Annotated in this window: 14 protein-coding genes; 2 read left to right on the top strand and 12 right to left on the bottom strand. The window is 71.8% G+C overall.

Annotation, left to right across the window (positions count from 1 at the left end):
- Positions 1-5 precede the first annotated feature (5 nt).
- From ACGFNN_RS30720 to ACGFNN_RS30670, 11 genes are all read right to left on the bottom strand, one after another.
- Positions 6-1,130: a TIGR03364 family FAD-dependent oxidoreductase gene (locus tag ACGFNN_RS30720; RefSeq protein ID WP_393560828.1), complete on the bottom strand. Its 1,125-nt coding sequence runs from the start codon at positions 1,128-1,130 to the stop codon at positions 6-8.
- Between the two features lie 142 nt (positions 1,131-1,272).
- Positions 1,273-2,037 (bottom strand): GntR family transcriptional regulator, encoded by a 765-nt coding sequence (locus tag ACGFNN_RS30715; protein ID WP_393560827.1) that lies wholly within the window; start codon positions 2,035-2,037, stop codon positions 1,273-1,275.
- 141 nt (positions 2,038-2,178) lie between these two features.
- Entirely contained in the window at positions 2,179-4,974 is a 2,796-nt protein-coding gene (locus ACGFNN_RS30710) for a hypothetical protein (RefSeq protein ID WP_393560825.1), read from the bottom strand.
- Entirely contained in the window at positions 4,971-6,083 is a 1,113-nt protein-coding gene (locus ACGFNN_RS30705; RefSeq protein WP_393560823.1) for an AAA family ATPase, read from the bottom strand. Before ACGFNN_RS30705 ends, ACGFNN_RS30710 begins: the two co-directional genes overlap by 4 nt.
- Before the next feature lie 124 nt (positions 6,084-6,207).
- Entirely contained in the window at positions 6,208-7,683 is a 1,476-nt protein-coding gene (locus ACGFNN_RS30700) for a VWA domain-containing protein (protein WP_393560821.1), read from the bottom strand.
- Positions 7,680-9,071 (bottom strand): hypothetical protein, encoded by a 1,392-nt coding sequence (locus ACGFNN_RS30695; protein WP_393560819.1) that lies wholly within the window; start codon positions 9,069-9,071, stop codon positions 7,680-7,682. Before ACGFNN_RS30695 ends, ACGFNN_RS30700 begins: the two co-directional genes overlap by 4 nt.
- Positions 9,071-9,541: a hypothetical protein gene (locus ACGFNN_RS30690; protein ID WP_393560818.1), complete on the bottom strand. Its 471-nt coding sequence runs from the start codon at positions 9,539-9,541 to the stop codon at positions 9,071-9,073. The genes ACGFNN_RS30695 and ACGFNN_RS30690 overlap by 1 nt, the downstream gene beginning before the upstream one ends.
- 124 nt (positions 9,542-9,665) lie before the next feature.
- On the bottom strand, positions 9,666-10,346 hold the full coding sequence (locus tag ACGFNN_RS30685; RefSeq protein ID WP_393560816.1) for an alpha-ketoglutarate-dependent dioxygenase AlkB family protein: 681 nt from the start codon (positions 10,344-10,346) through the stop codon (positions 9,666-9,668).
- Positions 10,347-10,388: 42 nt separating this feature from the next.
- Positions 10,389-10,898 carry a methylated-DNA--[protein]-cysteine S-methyltransferase gene (locus ACGFNN_RS30680; RefSeq protein ID WP_393560854.1) on the bottom strand — a complete coding sequence of 170 codons (510 nt, stop codon included), beginning with the start codon at positions 10,896-10,898 and terminating at the stop codon, positions 10,389-10,391.
- Between the two features lie 2 nt (positions 10,899-10,900).
- Positions 10,901-12,466 carry an AlkA N-terminal domain-containing protein gene (locus ACGFNN_RS30675; protein ID WP_393560814.1) on the bottom strand — a complete coding sequence of 522 codons (1,566 nt, stop codon included), beginning with the start codon at positions 12,464-12,466 and terminating at the stop codon, positions 10,901-10,903.
- Positions 12,467-12,636: 170 nt separating this feature from the next.
- Positions 12,637-13,629 carry a GlxA family transcriptional regulator gene (locus ACGFNN_RS30670; protein WP_393560812.1) on the bottom strand — a complete coding sequence of 331 codons (993 nt, stop codon included), beginning with the start codon at positions 13,627-13,629 and terminating at the stop codon, positions 12,637-12,639.
- A gap of 52 nt (positions 13,630-13,681) precedes the next feature.
- Here ACGFNN_RS30670 and ACGFNN_RS30665 point away from each other — a divergent pair, with 52 nt between their 5' ends.
- Both ACGFNN_RS30665 and ACGFNN_RS30660 read left to right on the top strand, forming a co-directional pair.
- Positions 13,682-14,077 carry a cupin domain-containing protein gene (locus ACGFNN_RS30665; RefSeq protein WP_393560810.1) on the top strand — a complete coding sequence of 132 codons (396 nt, stop codon included), beginning with the start codon at positions 13,682-13,684 and terminating at the stop codon, positions 14,075-14,077.
- A gap of 545 nt (positions 14,078-14,622) precedes the next feature.
- Positions 14,623-16,170, top strand: coding sequence for a sugar transferase (locus ACGFNN_RS30660; RefSeq protein WP_393560808.1), 1,548 nt, complete (start codon positions 14,623-14,625; stop codon positions 16,168-16,170).
- A 72-nt stretch (positions 16,171-16,242) separates the two neighbouring features.
- Here ACGFNN_RS30660 and ACGFNN_RS30655 read toward each other — a convergent pair whose 3' ends face one another.
- Complete coding sequence (locus ACGFNN_RS30655; protein WP_393560807.1) at positions 16,243-17,226, bottom strand: GDP-L-fucose synthase family protein; 984 nt, start codon at positions 17,224-17,226, stop codon at positions 16,243-16,245.
- Positions 17,227-17,270 lie beyond the last annotated feature (44 nt).

Here is a 17,270-nt window from a genome sequence, read left to right as displayed (position 1 = left end):
GTGTGTCACCAGCCCAGTTCGTCTGCGGTCGTTTCGGCGATGGCGGGCGAGCAGGTCATCCCCCGCCCACCGGGCCCGGTGACCAGCCAGACTCCGGCGCTCACCTGCTGGCGGTGGACGACGCGGCCGATGTCGGTGCACTGGGCGTAGACCCCGGCCCACCTGCGGCGGACGCGCGGCAGGGGGCGGCCGAGGAGGGATTCGACGACTCCGGTGAGGTGCTCGTACGGCTCCTCCACGGTGTCGAAGGCGAAGGGGTGCTCGTACTCGTGGGTGTCGCCGATGGTCAGCCCGCCGTCGCGACGCTGGACCATCAGCAGTTGCATGCGGTGTGCGGCGGCGGTCGGCGACTGGGGCTGGCCGGAGTTGAGGGCGTCGAGCGCGTCTGAGGCGTAGGCCGGGTAGTAGCGGAAGCTGTCGGGGTCTGCCACCGAGGTGGTGAGCGCTTCGCCCAGCGGGTCGGTCTGCATCATCTGCAGCCTGACCCGGCGCACCGGCAGGTCGGGGCCGGCGAGTTCCCGGACCAGGCCGCCGAGCCAGGCACCGGTGGCGAGGACGACCGCGTCACCGGTGTGGATGTCGCCGTGGTCGTCACGTACGGATGCCGTTCCGACGACCTCACGGACCTCCCGGGCGCCGAGGTAGGTGTACCTGCCGGTGGCCAGCAGGGCCTGCTTCAGGGCGAGCTGGGCGGTCCTGGGTTCCACGGCCGCGTCCCGCTCGCACCACAGGGCGGCCTCGAAGGCGCCTCGCAGGGCGGGGTTGAGGGCCCGCGCCTCGGTGGCGGTCAGCAGTTTGTAGCCGCGGGCCGCCGCATCGGACCGCGCCAGGGCCGCCTCGGCCACGGCGGTCTCGAGCTCCGTGCGGAGCGGGGTGAGCGATCCGCACGCACGGAAGCCGAGGTCCGGCACCCGCTCCCCGAGGGCCTCCCACAGCTCACGGGCGCGCAGGGCGGTCTCCAGCTCCTCGCCGCCCGCCCGGCCGCTCACCCATATCTGTCCGAAATTGCGGAGCGACGCCCCTCGCGCCTCGCTCTCGCGCTCGATCTGTACGACCTCGTGGCCGCGGTTCACTGCGTGCCAGGCGTGCATGGTTCCCACCACGCCGGCTCCTACGACGATGACTCTCACGGCGGCAACGCTCCCGGCGACGGATGACCCGTACCGGTCCGTCAGGCGACGCGGAGGTGAACTGGACCGCAAGCTTGGACCAGACCCGTTACCTTTTCGTGATGTGCAATCGGGCGGGTTCGGTCTTCCACACCGGGAACCGTCAGCGGGTGCCGTTCAGACGGGTGCTGAAGGAGAAGCGGTCGCCGCGGAAGAGGGTCCGCACCCGCTCCAGCGGAAGCCCCTGGGAGTCCCTGGAGAGTCGGTGCAGCAGCAGCATCGGCAGCGCGGGCGGGGTGCCGATCAGGAGGGCCTCGCGAGGGGTGGCGAGGACCGTCTCGATGCGTTCGTCCGCGTCACCGAAGGAAATGCCGTGGCGCTCGACCAGGTAGGCGTAGAAGGAGGAGTCCGGATCGAACTCCTTGTCGAGGAGCGGTAGTCGGGCGACGGTGACATAGGTGCTCTCCAGACCCACCCGCTCGTCGTCGGCGAGCAGGACGCGCTCCATGTGCCATACGGGCTCACCCTGCTCCACCTCGATCTCGGCCGCCAGCGCGGCGGGGCAGGGGAACCGCTCCAAGCCGATCAGGTGACGTCCAGGCGTCCTGCCCTGCCGACGCACGCCCTCGGTATAACTCGCCAGCGAGAGTGGCTGTTCCAGCTTGGGGCCGGCGACCACGGTGCCCCGGCCCTGCCTGCGCAGCCTCCCCTCCAGCAGCAGTTCCCGCAGCGCCTGGCGCACGGTCTCGCGGGAGACCTCGTACCGCAGCGCCAGGTCCCGCTCCGTGGGAAGCAGCCCTCCCTCTCCCAACTCGTCGAGCAGGAGCGATACATGAGCCTTCACCGCGTAGTACTTCGGGATACGGCCGTGCTCCGGGATGCCGGAGCGGATCGGTGCGCCAGGTGCCTGGTCGTTCGGGTAGTCCACCCGACGATCGTGGCAGATCGAGGTGAACGGGAACTGACCGTGCCGGTGGCCGAGCAGAGATCTGGCCCCGCACGGCTCCGGCCCGTCCACGAACGGGCCGGACCCGGCCGGCCGGGCGGGTGAGGCGACGGGCGCACCGCGTCAGACGGCCAGCAGCGCCCCCAGTGCCTCGGCCGTCTCCGGGTGACGACCGAGGAGCAGCGCACCGGACGACGCCGGGGCGGCCGCCGCCCAGGGGCCGGGACAGCCCAGCAGTTCGGCCAGGCTGTCGCAGGTCTCCGGGTGCGCCGCGAGGAGCTCGGACCGGCCCGCCGTACCGCCGCCCGCCGGAACCGGGGTGACCGGGGGCTGCGATACGGCCTGCCACGGCGGGACCCAGGAGTCCAGGGCGGCGAGGCGCCCCGGGAAGATCCGTCCGGCCTCGCGGACCAGCAGCGGGGTCAGGTCGCCGCCCTCCGCCCGCAGGGTGGTGATCAGCGTGGGCAGCCAGGGCAGCAGAACCGGGTCGGGGAGCCGCGCGAACGCGTTCGACACCGCTTCCACCACGAAGTCGGCGAGTTGCGGCACCGGCTCCAGCGCGTGCAGGAATCCACTCAGGTAGCGCGGATAGGCCGGCACGGCCAAGGGGTTGCCGAGCAGTTCGTCGCAGCGCTGCCGCAGCTCGGCGCGGGAGAGGCGTCCGAGGTGGACCTGGGCGGCCCACAGCAGAGCCACCCGGGACTGCTCCTTCGGGTGCGACTGGGCGAAGGCCAGGTCCAGCTGGGTGCGGTCGCAGCCGAGGGACAGCGCCAGGCTCTCCATGCTGAAGAGGAATCCCAGCATCGCCGCGACCTGGCGCGTCGTCACGTCCTCGTCGGCGAAGGCCGTCGGCAGCAGGGTGCAGTAGTGCGCGTATCCCGTCGTCGCGAAGGACTCGATCCACGCGGGCAGTTCCGGACGGGTGAGACGGTAGTACGCAAGGAGCCGGCGCACCCTGCGCAGGACCTCGGGCGCCCCGTCCACACTGCGCTCGGTGGCCAGCACCTCGAGGGCCCGGGTACCCAGCTCGTCGGCGAGGCGGTCGCCGCGCAGATGGAGCAGGGCGTCCTCGACGGCCGCCAGGACGTCCGCGGTGGTGGCACCGGAGGCGTACGCCGCACGACGCAGGCGCTGTTCCAGCACCTGCTCGATGCTGACACCCTCGTATCCGAGCTCGATGAGGGCCCGCTGGTGGGTGCCGAGTGCCAGGTCCCAGGACTCCTGGACCGACTGCTTGCCGAGCTCCCGCTCCCCCATGATCGGCCGTGCGGCGCCCTGGGGCATCAGACGGCGCAGCATCCACAGCACATCGGAGCACTGCCGGAGCTCCGGTTGCGTGGTCATGTCCAGCAGAGCCCGCCGCACACCGCGTTGCTGGAGCTTCAGGCCCAGCGGGGCGAGCCGGTCGTGCACATCGCGCGCCAGGGGCGGCAGTGCCTCGTAGCCGACCTGACCGATCCTGTCGCCGCCCATCAGGATCTCGACGAGGCGGCGCACATCGCGCCTCCCCGGCACGGTGTCCTTCTCGATGCAGGTGACAGCCGCGTCCTGGAAGTCGTACGGGGTGGGCTTGGCCCTGTCGCGCATGCCGGCCAGCAGGATCGACGTCTCGAACACGGCGATGGCGTCAGCGGTGGAGGAGAGATAGCCGTTGCGGCGGGCGGAGCGCACGATCTCCACGGACCAGCCGAGGAGTTCGGCCTCGTCCAGGCGGTCGAGCGCGGGCGGGCTCTGCAGGAAACCGGAGAGCCTGTCGGAGGGAGCCTCCGGGGTCACCGGAGCGCCGGTGCCGAGGGCCTTGCGGGGCTTCGCCGCCTTCTTGGCCCCGGCCTGGCCGGCGAGCCGGAACGGCTGCACCCGGGTGCGCTTGAGGTTCTTCGCCCACTGGGTCGCCGCGATCGACACGGACCCGGCGGCCAGGCCGAACTGCGCCTCGATCGCCGCGTGGCTGGACGGGATCAGCCCGTACTGCCAGGTGCTCTCGCTCGGCGGGCTGATCGAGAAGGTGTCGCTGCCGTGGACCCCGAACTCCTCGACCCGGCTCGACGCGTGGAAGGCGCCGCAGACGTAGAGGCAGTCCTCGGGGTCGGTGCCGGTCGCCGCGAGGTGTTCACGCATCCGCGTCCACATGTACCGCTCGCGGTCCTCGTCGACGCGGACACGATGGGTGTCCCCGGGGGCCAGCCGGCGGAAGAGGCTGCCGATGAGGAGCATGACCTGCCGGTAGGTGTCGTGGTCGCTGTCGCCGAGCGGGAGCTCGACGTACTGGTGCCACCACTCCGACCAGTGCCGAACCTTTCCGTGGCGCAGGAGGTGCTCCTCCAGCTCGGCGAAGCGGGGCCGCAGATCGCCGATCTCCACCCCTACGGCGTCGCCGTGCAGCGCCGCCTCCTCGTCGGTGGGAGCACTGTCCGGCGCGGCCTCCCCCGTCTCACCGGCCTGCCACTGGAACACATGGTCAGAGGAACGGTCGACGAGGACGAGCTCCACGCCCGGGGTCTCCAGGGCATAGGCGATGGCCTGGTACTCGGCCGACGCCTCCGTGATCGGGGCGACGACCGAGAGGGGCGCCCACTCCGCCGGGAAGCCCTTGACCTCGCTGGCGAAGGCCTGGACGGCCACGGGGAGCCGGCAGTTCCTCAGCTCGGACAGGAGGGGCGCCATGTCCTCGCACAGCTCCAGGTACACGACCTTCGGCTGCTTCTCCCGCAGCCGCCTGGCCATCGCGACGGCGGATGCCGGCGAGTGGTGGCAGACGGGGAAGATCTCCAGGGGCTCACGCACCGCGCGGTCGACGTCGTCGACGATGCCGAGCAGGATGCCCCGCAGCGCGTCCTCGCCTGCGGCGAACTCCGCCGCCGCGTCCTGGAGCTGGCCGCGCAATGCCGCGAACGGCGATCCCCCGGTCAGGGCGCTCACGACAGGGTCGCGATCGCGTCGCGGCCGCCCTCGAGGAACTCCGGCCAGGAGCCGCCCTGTTCCTTGCTGCGGGGCTCGACCACTCCGTGCAGGTACTTGTTGAGGATGGCCAGGTCCTCCGGTTCACGCCGCGCGAGCGATCCGACCAGCGAGGAGGCGAGGGTGCGCGCGGTGAGGGTGCGCTCGCCGAAGAAGTTGCTGTGCAGGATGGCGTCCTCCAGCACGCCGATCTGTTCGGCGGACGAGAGCGCCGACTCCAGCTTCTCGTCGTCGCTGCCCGCGGCGGCGGAGGAGGCCCGCAGGTCCGCGAAGCTCTGCAGCAGTACGTCGAGCAGGGTCGGGGGGACGTCCAGCTCGATCTGGTGGCGGCGCAGCAGTTCCTCGGTGCGGAAGCGGACGATCTCCGCCTCGCTCCTCTTGTTCGTCACGACCGGGATGCGGACGAAGTTGAAGCGGCGCTTGAGGGCGGAGGACAGGTCGTTGACGCCGCGGTCGCGGCTGTTGGCCGTGGCGATGACGGAGAATCCGGGCTTGGCGAAGACGATGTTGTCGCTGTCCATCTCCGGGACCGAGATGTACTTCTCCGAGAGGATGGAGATCAGCGCGTCCTGGACGTCGCTGGTGGAGCGGGTGAGTTCCTCGAAGCGGCCGATCGCCCCGGTCTCCATCGCGGTCATCAGCGGTGAGGGGATCATCGACTCCCGCGACTGGCCCTTGGAGATCACCATGGACACGTTCCAGGAGTACTTGATGTGGTCCTCCGTGGTGCCTGCCGTGCCCTGCACCACGAGCGTCGAGTTGCGGGAGATGGCGGCGGACAGCAGCTCGGCCAGCCAGCTCTTGCCCGTCCCGGGGTCGCCGATCAGCAGCAGCCCGCGGTCGGAGGCGAGGGTGACGATGGAACGCTCGACGAAGCTCCGGTCGCCGTACCACTTCTGGGAGATCTCGCGGTCGAGTCCGTCGGCGCGCTCCGACCCCAGGATGAAGAGGCGGACCATCTTGGGGGAGAGCCGCCAGGAGAAGGGCTTGGGGCCGTCGTCGATCGATTCGAGCCAGTCGAGCTCCTCGGCGTACTTGATCTCGGCGGGGGCGCGCAGCAGGTCGGACATGTCTGATGAGCCTTTCGGAGAGTGAGGGTCTGCGGGTTCACCCGCGCCGGACACGGGTGGGAGCGTGATGCCGGCCGGACCCGGCGGAGATCCGGGGCCTGGCGTGGCCGCTGGGCCGTCGGCCTCAGGTGAGGAAGGTCTTGAGCTCGTGGACCAGCTTGCGGATGTGGCCGGAGAGCACCGGGGTCCCCTGGTCCTTGAAGCGTTCCCGGAACCACGGGTTGACGCTGGCCCGGCCGGAGCTGGTCACCGAACCCACGGGGATGAACTTCGCCCCGGAGCGGTGGATGGCGGCCATCGACTCGAAGAGCGGCTCGGTCTGCCATTCGTAGAAGTCCGAGATCCACACCACGACGGTGTTGCGGGGCTCGGCGATCTTCGGCTGGGCCAGGGCCATGGCCACCGTGCCGTCGGTACCGCCCCCGAGGTTGGTCCGCAGCAGTGTCTCGAAGGGGTCGTGCACCCACGGGGTGAGGTCGAGCGCCTGGGTGTCGTACGCGATGAGGTGGACGTCGACCTTGGGCAGGCCCGCGAAGATGGAGGCCAGGATGGTGCAGTTGACCATCGAGTCCACCATGGACCCCGACTGGTCGACGACGACGATCAGTCGCTGCGGCGTCGTCTTCCGCGCGGTGTGGCGGTAGAAGAGCCGGTCGACGTAGAGGCGTTCCTCCTCGGGGTCCCAGTTGGTGAGGTTCTTCCAGATCGTGCGGTCGAGATCCAGGTTGCGGAAGACCCGCTTGGGCGGGACCGAGCGGTCCAGAGCGCCAACGCTCGACTTCTCCACCTGGGTCCGCAGCACCTCGGCGACCTCGTCGACGAAGCGCCGGATCAGGGCCTTCGCGTTGGCCAGTGCGACACCGGAGAGGTTGTCCTTGTCGCGCAGCAGCTGTTCGATCAGGGACATGCTTGGTGTCAGCCGGCCGGCGAGCTGCGGGTCGGCGAGCACCTCGCGCAGCCGCATCCGCCGGACGAGACCCGCCTCGATCGAGCCGAGCTCCGGGCCGATCTCCGGGATGAGCCGGCTCAGATCGGGGGTCCGGCCGCCGCCGCCCGTGCCGGTGGGGCCTGCGCCCGTACCCCCGGCCCGTCCGCCGCGCAGTTGGCCGGGCTCGCAGCCGAGGGCGCGTTCCAGCCAGCCCGCGTCGGACTGCCACCGGGACAGCTGGCTCGCGGAGACGTTTCCGGGAGGTGAGTGGAAGACGTTGAGCAGGACCTTGGACACGAGCGCGGCGCGGCGCACCTCTGCGGCCCGGTCACGGTCGTCGGCGTCCGATGCCTCCCCTGTCTCCGCGCCGGCCCCTTCCCCCGGATCCAACCCGGGTTCGGTCTCCGCCTCCTCCGCCACGCCGGGCACCATCAGGCCCTCGAACTCGGCGGCGAGCTCGGGGTGGCGCTGCACCACGGAGTCGACCGCCGTCTGCGGGTCCAGGAGTGCGGGCGGAAGCCCGATGTCCTCGACGACGGCGAGGCTCGCCGACTCCAGGGGCGCATGCTCCTCGTGGTCGAAGAGCTGGGCGAGCAGGCGCCAGTAGAGGACCTGCCTGCGGTTGGCCTGGGCGGTGTCTTCGGTCCCCGCGTGGTTCGGCTGTCCGGTCATTTCCGCAGCAGCCTTCCCGCGCGCTCGCTGAGCACCTTCACCGCGTCGGTGGCGGCCTTCTCGGCCCTGGCCCCGGCCTTGTCGGTGGTCCCTCCCGCCCAGGCGCCCGCGTGCACGGCGGTCACCTTCTTGCGGACCATGGTCTCGACGGCGAGCGGCTGCAGGGTGAACTCCCCCGCGTCCCAGCGGACGAGGGCGATGCAGGCGCCGGACCTGGCGACCGCCTCGGGCGTGAGCGGTCCGGCCGTGGGGATGCGGTCGGTGTCGACGGTCAGGTCGGCCCCTGCGACCGTGAAGGTCACCGTGCCGTCCTCGTCCGCGCGGGCGGTGTAGCCCTCCAGGAAAACGGGAACGGCGATGGGCGCCGGGTGACGGTCCAGCGGGGCCGTCACCGGTGCGGTCGCGGTGGGGAGGGCCACTCTTGCGGTGGCGAACGCCTCGGCGGGTTCCCCCGTGCGGGCGTGGTCGTCACTCCAGATCAGGTCGCCCTCCGCGGTGACCGGCATTCCGGTGAGCTCCATCGAACGGCCCTCACCCGCGGCCGCGAGGAGCGACATGTGAGGACGGAGCAGCTGCCACACACCCGCTCCCAGGACCGTGTCGGGCTTGGGCACCGACACCGCGGCGCGCACCAGCCGGGGCGCCGATCCGTCCGCCGGCTCCAGCACCGCGTGCACCTGAGCCTGCGCGGCGGTCGGATGCTCCTGGAGGTCGATGCCGAGAGGGAGAAGACGTCCGTCCGCCGTACCGGTGACGGGCGTGCCGGCCGCCCCCGGCAGGGTGAGCAGCATGCCGCGGGTCCACAGGTCGGCCCATCGGCGTGCCGGGAAGCGCTCCATGGAGGAACCGGGGCAGGACGCGGCGAGTTCGGCGGCGAAGCCGTCGAGCAGGAAGGCGAGACGGCGCAGCGAGGGTTCGGGGAGCATCGCGGAGACGACCTCCGCCGCTCCGGACACGACCTCGTGGTCGAGTCCCTGCCAGCCGCAGCGGGCGAGGTCGCAGAGCCAGGCCCGGGCGGCGGTCAGCAGGTTGGCCGGAGCGTCTTGGCCCGCGGCCGGAGCGCTCGGCTCCTCCCGGGAGCGCCCCGTGGCCTCCTCGGCACGGAGAAGCAATGCGTCGTGGGCGGCGCCGAGCAGCGCGGTCCTGGCGGCGGCCAGGGCGACGAAGTGGTCCTCGCCCGCGGCCCCGGCGGCCGCCTTCGCGGACGCCTCGGCGGTGACGGAGGCCAGCGGGGAACCCGCCACGGCCTCAGCGAGGGGGATCACTCCGCCCGCCCCCGCGGGCTGCGGGCGGAGCAGACCGGCGACGAGAGCCTCGTCGAAGGCGTCTACGGCGGCGAGGGCTTCCTCCATCCCCTCAACGGGGGCGGTGAGTCGGTCGGCGCGCATCACGCGGCCTCCCTGGCCGGAGGGAAGAAGTGCATCTCGGGCGACGGCGTGGTGACCGGGGCGTGTTCGAGATACGTCAGGTGCCGGAGGAAGCGGCTGAAGACGGAGGCGGCGGCCTTGGAACCGTCCGCCTGCGGGCGGGTGCTCCGCATCGCGGCGAGCAGCGCGGGGCCGTCCGCGCCGGCCTCCGGGAGTTCGATCCGCAGATACCGCAGGACCCGCTCGGTGCCGTACTGCAGCACGGCTTCGGTGACCAGGGCGCCTATGTGGTTGCAGAACGAACCGCGCGCACCCCCGCAGGGCCGGTTGTTGTTGGTGCTGCAGGCGAAGGCGTACGTCCCCGCCGCGACGGACGACACGTAGACCCGTCCGATGTCCGAGCCACTGGACACGACGCCTTGCAGGCGTCCGTCGGCCAGCTCGACGAACGGAACCTTGGCGAGCTTGCGCGGCCTCGCGGGTGGTGTCACCCGGGCCGTGCTCGACCTCTCCCAATCCGACAACGCGCCATCTCCAATGCACAGCTGAGGGGTTGTTCACGCCCGATCGGCGGAACATGGATCAAGCTACGTGCCGGCACTGACAACGCGGTCGTCACGGCGTGCTGGGGGCGGTCCCGTCGGAGAGTCCTGTGACCCGCATGGTGATGTTCAGCCGCCCCGACCTCAGTCCGGTCGCCGGATCGCCCGTCCCTTCCAGGACCTTGGGGACCCCGTGGTAGGCGAAACGCGACGGGCCGCCGAGGACGAACAGGTCGCCCGAGGCGAGTTCGATGTCGGTGTACGGCCTGGTCCGGGTCTCGGTGTTGCCGACGCGGAAGACACAGGTGTCCCCGACGGACAGCGAGACGACCGGGGCGGACGACCTCTCGTCCTTGTCCTGGTGCATGCCCATCCGGGCCTGCCCGTCGTAGAAGTTGATCAGAGCGGTGTCCGGGCGGTACTCCCGGGCTGCCGCCTCGTTCCCGTAGGCGGTGCGGACGGCGCTGCGGCCCAGGTCGGCCATCCATTCCGGGAACGCGGCGACGCGCCGGCCGTTCACGTCGTCCGCGGTGCGGGTGTACCGGTACGGCTGCCAGTGCCAGCCGACGCAGACCGTCCGCACCGACATGACACCGCCGCGCGGCAGCCGGGTGTGCCGGATGGGAACGGGCCACGTCGCCCAGTCGCGGCACGCCGTGACCAGTTCGCGCTGCCGGGCGAGGCCGAGCCAGCCCGGAACGTGCCACGCTCCGGGCGCGACCTCCATGGCGGGGCGTGGGATGAGGGCATCCATGGGGTGGCCTTTCTCGTACTGCCGGGGACGTGCGCGTGGCCGTCAGGCCGCCCGGTGCCCGCTCTCCAGGTCCAGCAGCTGCCGCTTGCGCTCCGGGCCACCGGCGTAGCCGGACAGGGCCCCGCTCGCGGCGATCACCCGGTGGCAGGGGCGTACGACCAGGAGCGGGTTGGCCCCGATCGCCGTGCCGACCGCCCGGACCGCCGCGCGTGGGGCGCCGATACGTTCGGCGATCTCGCCGTAGCTGAGTGTCGTGCCGTAGGGGATGGCGTCGAGCGCCCGCCAGACGCGTCGCTGGAAGTCGGTTCCCCGGCCGGTCGCGTACTCGATGCCGAAGCCGGTCCGGCGGCCCTCGAAGTACGCGTGCAGTTCCGCCGCGACGGTGGCGAACGCCTGCGCGTCCTCGCTCCAGCCTTCCTCGACGGACGCGCCGCCCTTCTGGCCGGGCACGGAGAGAGAGGCGAGTGCGGTGCCGCCCTCGGCTGTGGCCGACTCCTCGCCCACCAGCAGCAGCTCGCCGAGCGGGCTGTCGATCGTCGTGTACAGCGTCATCGTCATGGTCCTTCCCTCTTCATCGTCGCACGTCCACTGTGCGGGACGGCACGGGTCGATGGCTGGCGGGTTTCGGACATCGCGTCCCCGGCCTGTGGAGGGCGTCCGCGACGGCCCGTGCGCCGTCGTTCGTCGGCCGCGTTCCACAGGTGGTGGGTCGCGTAGGTCCGCCACGGGCGCCATGCCGCGGGGTCGGCCGACCCGGGCGCGGCCCCGCCGCGGAGCAGGACGTCGGGGTCCCCGAGCGCACGCATGCGGACGTAACCGGCGGTCCAGGTGTCGATCCCGGGCACAGCCAGGAGGTCCTTCTCGGCACGGTCCCGGTCGGCGCCCGGGTCGAGCTCGATCCGCCCGTCGGCCAGGGCTGCCGCGAGGGTGCGCAGCGTCGTACGTGCGGCGCCGGACACTCCTGGCAGTTCCTCCATGCCGGCGTCCGCGAAGACGGCGGTGTCGGGGAACGTCCGGGTGAGCGCGCCGCTGGGGACCTGGAGGGGCGCGCCGTAGGCGTGCACCAGTGCGCCGCCAAGCCTGCGGCCCGCCGCGACGGACAGTCCCCGCCCGAGGACCGCCCGTACGGCCAGCTCGTGGGCGTCCGCGGCCCCGGGTGCCCGCAGCCCGGGTGTGCGGGCGACGAGCGGGGCCAGCACGGGGTCCGCGCAGAAGCGCTCCGCGACGGCGTACGGATCGGCGTCCAGGTCGAACAGACGCCGGATCCGCTGGGTGGCCGTCGTCAGGTCACGGAGATCTCCCAGGTGCAGCCGGCAGTCCAGCCAGCCGTCCCCGGTCCGCTCGCGGACCTCGGCGATCCCGGTGCCGTGCGGCAGTGTCAGGGTCCGCCGGTAGGTACGGTCGCCCCGCTCGCCCGCCATCTCCTCGGCGCCGGCGAGGGCCCGCGCGCCGAGGTGGTCGAAGATCTCGGCCGCGGCGTACGGGCCCCGGTGGGCGAGGCGCAGCGGCACTCCTCCCGCCCCGTCCGCCGCGCCGACGGAGCCGTAGCGGGCCGCCCGGCCGGGCCGGGCGGCGCGCAGCTCGCCGGGGGTGAGCGCGTAGACCTCCCGCACCGTGTCGTTGAACTGCCTGATGCTGGCGAAGCCCGCGGCGAAGGCGACCTCGGCGGCCTGCAGAGCGGTGGTCTGGAGCAGGACCCGTGCGGTGTGGGCACGCTGGGCGCGCGCGAGGGCGATGGGCCCTGCGCCGACCTCGGCGTTCAGCTGACGCTGGACCTGACGGGCGCTGTAGCCGAGGCGTGCGGCCAGCCCGGCCACGCCTTCCCGGTCGACGACCCCGTCACCGATCAGTCTCATCGCCCGGCCGACGAGGTCGGCGCGCGCGTTCCAGTCGGCGGAGCCGGGCACCGCGTCGGGGCGGCAGCGGCGGCAGGCCCGGAATCCGCCACCCTGCGCGGCGGCCGCGGTGGGGAAGAACGTGACGTTCCGACGCTTGGGCGTGGTGGCGGGGCAGCTGGGGCGGCAGTAGATCCCGGTCGTGGACACGGCGAAGAAGAACTCGCCGTCGAACCGGGAGTCGCGGCTGCTCACCGCCTGGTACCTGCTGTCGTCGCGGTTCATGCTCCCAGGATGCGGCACGGCGGGCGCCCGGTGCTGGCGGGAATCGGACATGTGGCTGCCGGTCGCGGAAGTTGAGGAAGATCCGTGTCAGATCGGGCGCCGAGCCGATACCGGCCCTGGTGGGCGGCTGTCGGCACCACATGTGGTTCTTCGGCAGGGGATGCTCGCCGTCAGTCCGCCTCCGGCCCGAACCGGCGCCTGTACGCCGATGGTGTGATACCGGTCTCGCGGCGCATCAGCGTACGCAGATTGGCGGCGGTGCCAAGCCCGCTGCGCCGCGCGACCACCTCGAACCGGGACTCGCCTCGCTCGATCAACCGGCATGCCAGAGCGAGCCGTTCACCCGTCAGCCACGCCAGTGGCGTCGTGCCCAGTTGTGCCTGGAAGCGGCGATGCAGCGTCGCCGGACTGACCGCCGCACGCGCCGCGAGGCCGGCCACGGTGAGCGGTGAGTCCAGCCGTTCCTGGGCCCAGGCCAGGACAGGTGCCAAGGACTCGTCCGGCAGGTCGGGCATGGGACGCTCCACGAACTGCCGCTGCCCACCGTCCCGGTGCGCCGCGAAAACCAGCCGTCGGCTCACGGAGTTGGCGACCTCCGCGCCGTGGTCGCGGCGGACCAGATGCAGTCCGAGATCGAGCGCGGCCGCACTGCCCGCAGCGGTGAGGATGTCACCGTCATCCACGAACAGCACGTCCGCTTCGAGCTGGACGGAGGGGAAGCGGGCCCGGAAGGAATCCGCCCATTGCCAGTGCGCGGTGGCCCGCCGCCCGTCGAGGACTCCGGCCTCGGCCAGTGTGAAGGCACCACTGCAGAAGCCGACCAGGCGCGCACCGCGGGCGTGTGCCCGGCGGACGGCGTCGAGCACGGCGGGACGGCGGGGCACTTCGGTGTCCGGCCGGTTGGGGACGATCAAGGTGTCAGCCGCGTCGGCCGCTTCCAGGCCGGCGACTCCCGTGAGCGTGAAGAATCCGTCTCGCATCAATGTGCCGGGCTCGGGCGAACAGAGCCTGAAGTCGTAGAGATCACGGCCGATCTCCGGTCGGCGCAGACCGAAGACCTCGGTAGCGCAGCCGAGCTCGAAGGGGTTCGAGTTCTCGTCCACGATCACGACGACACGGTGTACGCCCGCCGCGCGAACCGCATGCGAGGATTCTTTCGTCATGTGCGATTCCTAGCACTCACGGCGGCCATGCGAAACCGCCCAGGATGAGCACATGAGCAGCGAACCCATCCTCCTCAGCCAGGCTCTGGCCTCCTTCGACGCCTTGTGGAGCCCCCGCATCGTCACTCGCGTCAACGACTACGACGTTCGTATCGCCAAGGTCGAGGGCGAACACGTCTGGCACGTGCACGACGACACCGACGAGTTCTTCCTGGTACTCGAAGGCGAGCTGCGCATCTCTCTGCGCGAGCCCGACGGGGAGCGCACGGTGCTGCTCCCACAGGGGGCGGTGTTCACCGTCCCCCGAGGCATGGAGCACAAGCCGCACGCTCCGTCCGGCGCCGCGATCCTCATGTTCGAGCCCACCGGGACACCGACCGTGGGCGATCGCCACGACGAGATCCCGGAGCACGTCGACTCGACGACCGGACACGCACTCAGCACCTGACCCGGCAGGCTTCGGACACGCCACCGCCCATGGCGTCAGCCTGCCGCCGGGTCGGCTGCGTCCGCCGCCTGACAGGCGAGAGTGGCGCGGGACCCACTCCTCGGCGGTGTCCGGAGCTCGCAGGGGACGTGTTCCGGCAGGCCGGTCGGGAAGCTGGAAGGAGTGCCGGCCTTCAGGCATACGCCGCCGGAGCTCAGACTCGCGCCCCGGCGGCTCCGGCGCGCGAGCCGGCGCGGACCGCCTTCGCGCAACTCACGTGCTCCCTTCACACCCCCTTGGGCGCCCCGAGTGCGTCACGATCGAGACGCACTGTGCCGCCCGCTCCCCGGAAAGCGGTTCCACACCCCTACTTTGGGCGTACCCCCGCCGCGAAGGCCGGACCGGGGCGACCGGGATCACACCTCCGCACCCGTCTGAACTTCACGAGAACTCCAGCGAAATGGCACGTGTGTGGATATCGTGCACCGAGCGAGGGCGCATCCGTCAGTCCATGAGATCGGCGGATGCGCCCCGTTTGTGGGGATGCGACTGTGGCTGGGGGGTTCATGGGGCATGTCGAAATACCTGAATCGGATATATCCGGGCCCGTCGGGCTCGCGGGGGCACCACGACCGCGTACCGTCGGGTCCCGTCACCGCACGGTGGCCCCGGATCGTGTGTGGAGGGCCCCGACGACCGTCGGGCGCGATCACGCGGGGTGGCCGCGGACGAATAAGTCTCCGGGTCCGAGGGGGTCACTCCTCGCCCTGACGGATCTGCTGGGCCTGGGGGTTCCGGCCTGGCTCGTACTCGACGCGGGTGACCAGCCGGGTCCCGCGACCGCGGCGGCGACCGCGGCGCTGATTTGGACCGGGGTGCGCGCGGCACGCGGCAGATACGCGCCACGGCTGCCCGGTGAAGCAGGGGCCGCGCACACCCCCTTCGGGGACTGGCTGGCGCTCACCGGGGTGCTTGCCGTGCTGGTGGCGCTGACGGGCAGGGACCTCGACCCGGCCATCGCGGTCGCGGCCCTGGTGCCGGGTCTGGCGCTGGCCGTGCTGTTCGGGTTGCTGGGACGCCGCTTGCGCGGCAGCGGACGGCTGGGGGGCCGTCGGGTTCTGGTGGTCGGCGAAGTGGCGGGCCTCAACCGGGCGGTGAACCTGCTCAACGCCCGCAGGGACCACGCGTATACACCGGTGGCCGTGGTGCCGGTCGGCCCGGAGGCCCCGGACTGCGGTACGGCGGTGCCGGGGCGGCTGGCGCCGGAACCGGCCGACGACGACGTGTCCACGGTCCTCGGCGGGGCCTTCGCCCATGACGCGGACCTGGTCCTCGTCGCGCCCGGACCTCGGCTCGACGAGGACCGGCTCCGCCGGCTGGCGTGGGGACTTCACGACGGCGGGCTCGCCCTGTGCGTGCTCTCGGATCTCTCGGGGGTCGCCGCCGGCCGGGTGCGTCCGGCGTCCGCGGCCGGGCTGACCCTGCTCCACGTGATGCCACCGCTGCGGCGCGGCGCGCAGGCCGTGCTGAAGACCGTGGTCGACCGGGCGGGCGCGGCGCTGGGGCTGCTGTTCCTCGCGCCGGTGTTCTTCGGGGTGGCCCTGGCCGTGCGACTGTCGTCGCCGGGCCCGGTCTTCCACCGCCAGACCCGGCACGGGCGCCACAACAGGCCGTTCACCATGTGGAAGTTCCGCACGATGGTCGCCGACGCGGAAGCCCGCAGGGAACAGCTCTCGGCCGCGAACGAGAGCGAGGGGCCGATGTTCAAGATGCGCCGCGATCCCCGGGTGACCCGGATAGGCCACGCCCTGCGGCGCACCTCGGTCGACGAGCTGCCCCAGCTCCTCAACGTACTTCGGGGTGACATGTCCCTGGTAGGACCACGTCCCCCGCTTCCCGAGGAGGTGTCGCGCTACGACGAGCGCGAGTTGCGGCGCCTGGCCGTACGGCCCGGGCTCACCGGTCTGTGGCAGGTGAGCGGGCGGTCGGACCTCTCCTGGCAGGAGACGGTTTCGCTGGATCTCTGGTACGTGGACAACTGGTCGGTCTCCACCGACCTGGGGCTGCTGGCCAGGACGGTGCGCGCCGTCACCGACGGCCGCGGGGCGTACTGAGACGTGGTGGGGGGACACGAGGGAGGTCGCGTGCACGGGTTCAGGGCGTTCCGCGGCCGCCCGGCCGGCCGGTCAGTTCCCGGGGGGCTGCCGGTCGAGCCACCATGCGTAGGTGCGGGCGATTCCGTCCCGCAGGGCGATCTGCGGCTTGAAACCGAGGGAGGAGAGCCTGGACACGTCGAGGAGCTTGCGCGGGGTCCCGTCGGGCTTCGAGGTGTCCCAGACGATTTCGCCCTGGTACTCCGTCACATCCCTTACAGTCTCGGCGAGTTCGCGGATGGTGAGGTCCTCGCCGCAGCCGATGTTGACCGGCTCGTCACCGTCGTAGGCCTCCAGCAGGCGTACGCAGGCGGCCGCGAGGTCGTCCACGTGGAGGAACTCCCTGCGAGGACTGCCGGAGCCCCACAGCGCGACCTCCGGCGAACCGTCCCGCTTCGCCTCGTGGAAGCGGCGGATCAGGGCGGGCAGGACGTGCGAGGTCTCGAGGTCGAAGTTGTCCCCGGGACCGTAGAGGTTGGTGGGCATGGCGCTGATGTAGGAGGCGCCGTACTGCCGGCGGTAGGACTGGACCTGCACGATTCCGGCGATCTTGGCGAGCGCGTAGGCCTCGTTGGTCGGTTCGAGCGGCCCGGTCAGCAGCGCGTCCTCGGGGATCGGCTGCGGAGCGTGCTTGGGATAGATGCACGACGAGCCGAGAAAGAGCAGACGCGGGATCCCGGCGGCGTGCGCGCCGGCGATCACGGACAGCTGAATGCGGAGGTTGTCCTCCAGGAACTGCACCGGGCTGGTGCTGTTGGCCATGATCCCGCCCACCTTGGCGGCGGCCAGGACCACCGCGTCCGGACGGGTCTCGCGCAGGAAGGACTCGGTCGGCCCGGCGTCGCGCAGGTCGAGTTCGTCCCGCCCACGGGTGATCACGTCATGGCCGTCCGCGGTCAGGCGGCGGGCGAGGGCGGAGCCGACGAGGCCACGGTGGCCCGCGACGAATATGCGGGCGCCCGGGCGCAGCAGGGGGCGGCCGGCGCCCTGGGGCGGGCCGGCGGTGTCAGTCGTCATGGCTCGGATTGTGCCAGCAGCACGACCATCTGGTGACGCTTTGC

The sequence above is a fragment of the Streptomyces sp. NPDC048590 genome, assembly GCF_043199535.1.
Lineage (GTDB): Bacteria > Actinomycetota > Actinomycetes > Streptomycetales > Streptomycetaceae > Streptomyces.
Note: the sequence above shows the minus strand (reverse complement) of the source record. Positions and strands in the feature narration are given on the sequence as shown.

Coding starts and splice junctions, on each gene's coding strand:
- ACGFNN_RS30705 (WP_393560823.1), bottom strand. CDS start 6,083: ATGTCCGACCTGCTGCGCGCCCCCGCCGAGATCAAGTACGCCGAGGAG.
- ACGFNN_RS30700 (WP_393560821.1), bottom strand. CDS start 7,683: ATGACCGGACAGCCGAACCACGCGGGGACCGAAGACACCGCCCAGGCC.
- ACGFNN_RS30695 (WP_393560819.1), bottom strand. CDS start 9,071: ATGCGCGCCGACCGACTCACCGCCCCCGTTGAGGGGATGGAGGAAGCC.
- ACGFNN_RS30685 (WP_393560816.1), bottom strand. CDS start 10,346: ATGGATGCCCTCATCCCACGCCCCGCCATGGAGGTCGCGCCCGGAGCG.
- ACGFNN_RS30680 (WP_393560854.1), bottom strand. CDS start 10,898: ATGACGCTGTACACGACGATCGACAGCCCGCTCGGCGAGCTGCTGCTG.
- ACGFNN_RS30675 (WP_393560814.1), bottom strand. CDS start 12,466: ATGAACCGCGACGACAGCAGGTACCAGGCGGTGAGCAGCCGCGACTCC.
- ACGFNN_RS30670 (WP_393560812.1), bottom strand. CDS start 13,629: ATGACGAAAGAATCCTCGCATGCGGTTCGCGCGGCGGGCGTACACCGT.
- ACGFNN_RS30665 (WP_393560810.1), top strand. CDS start 13,682: ATGAGCAGCGAACCCATCCTCCTCAGCCAGGCTCTGGCCTCCTTCGAC.
- ACGFNN_RS30660 (WP_393560808.1), top strand. CDS start 14,623: ATGGGGCATGTCGAAATACCTGAATCGGATATATCCGGGCCCGTCGGG.
- ACGFNN_RS30655 (WP_393560807.1), bottom strand. CDS start 17,226: ATGACGACTGACACCGCCGGCCCGCCCCAGGGCGCCGGCCGCCCCCTG.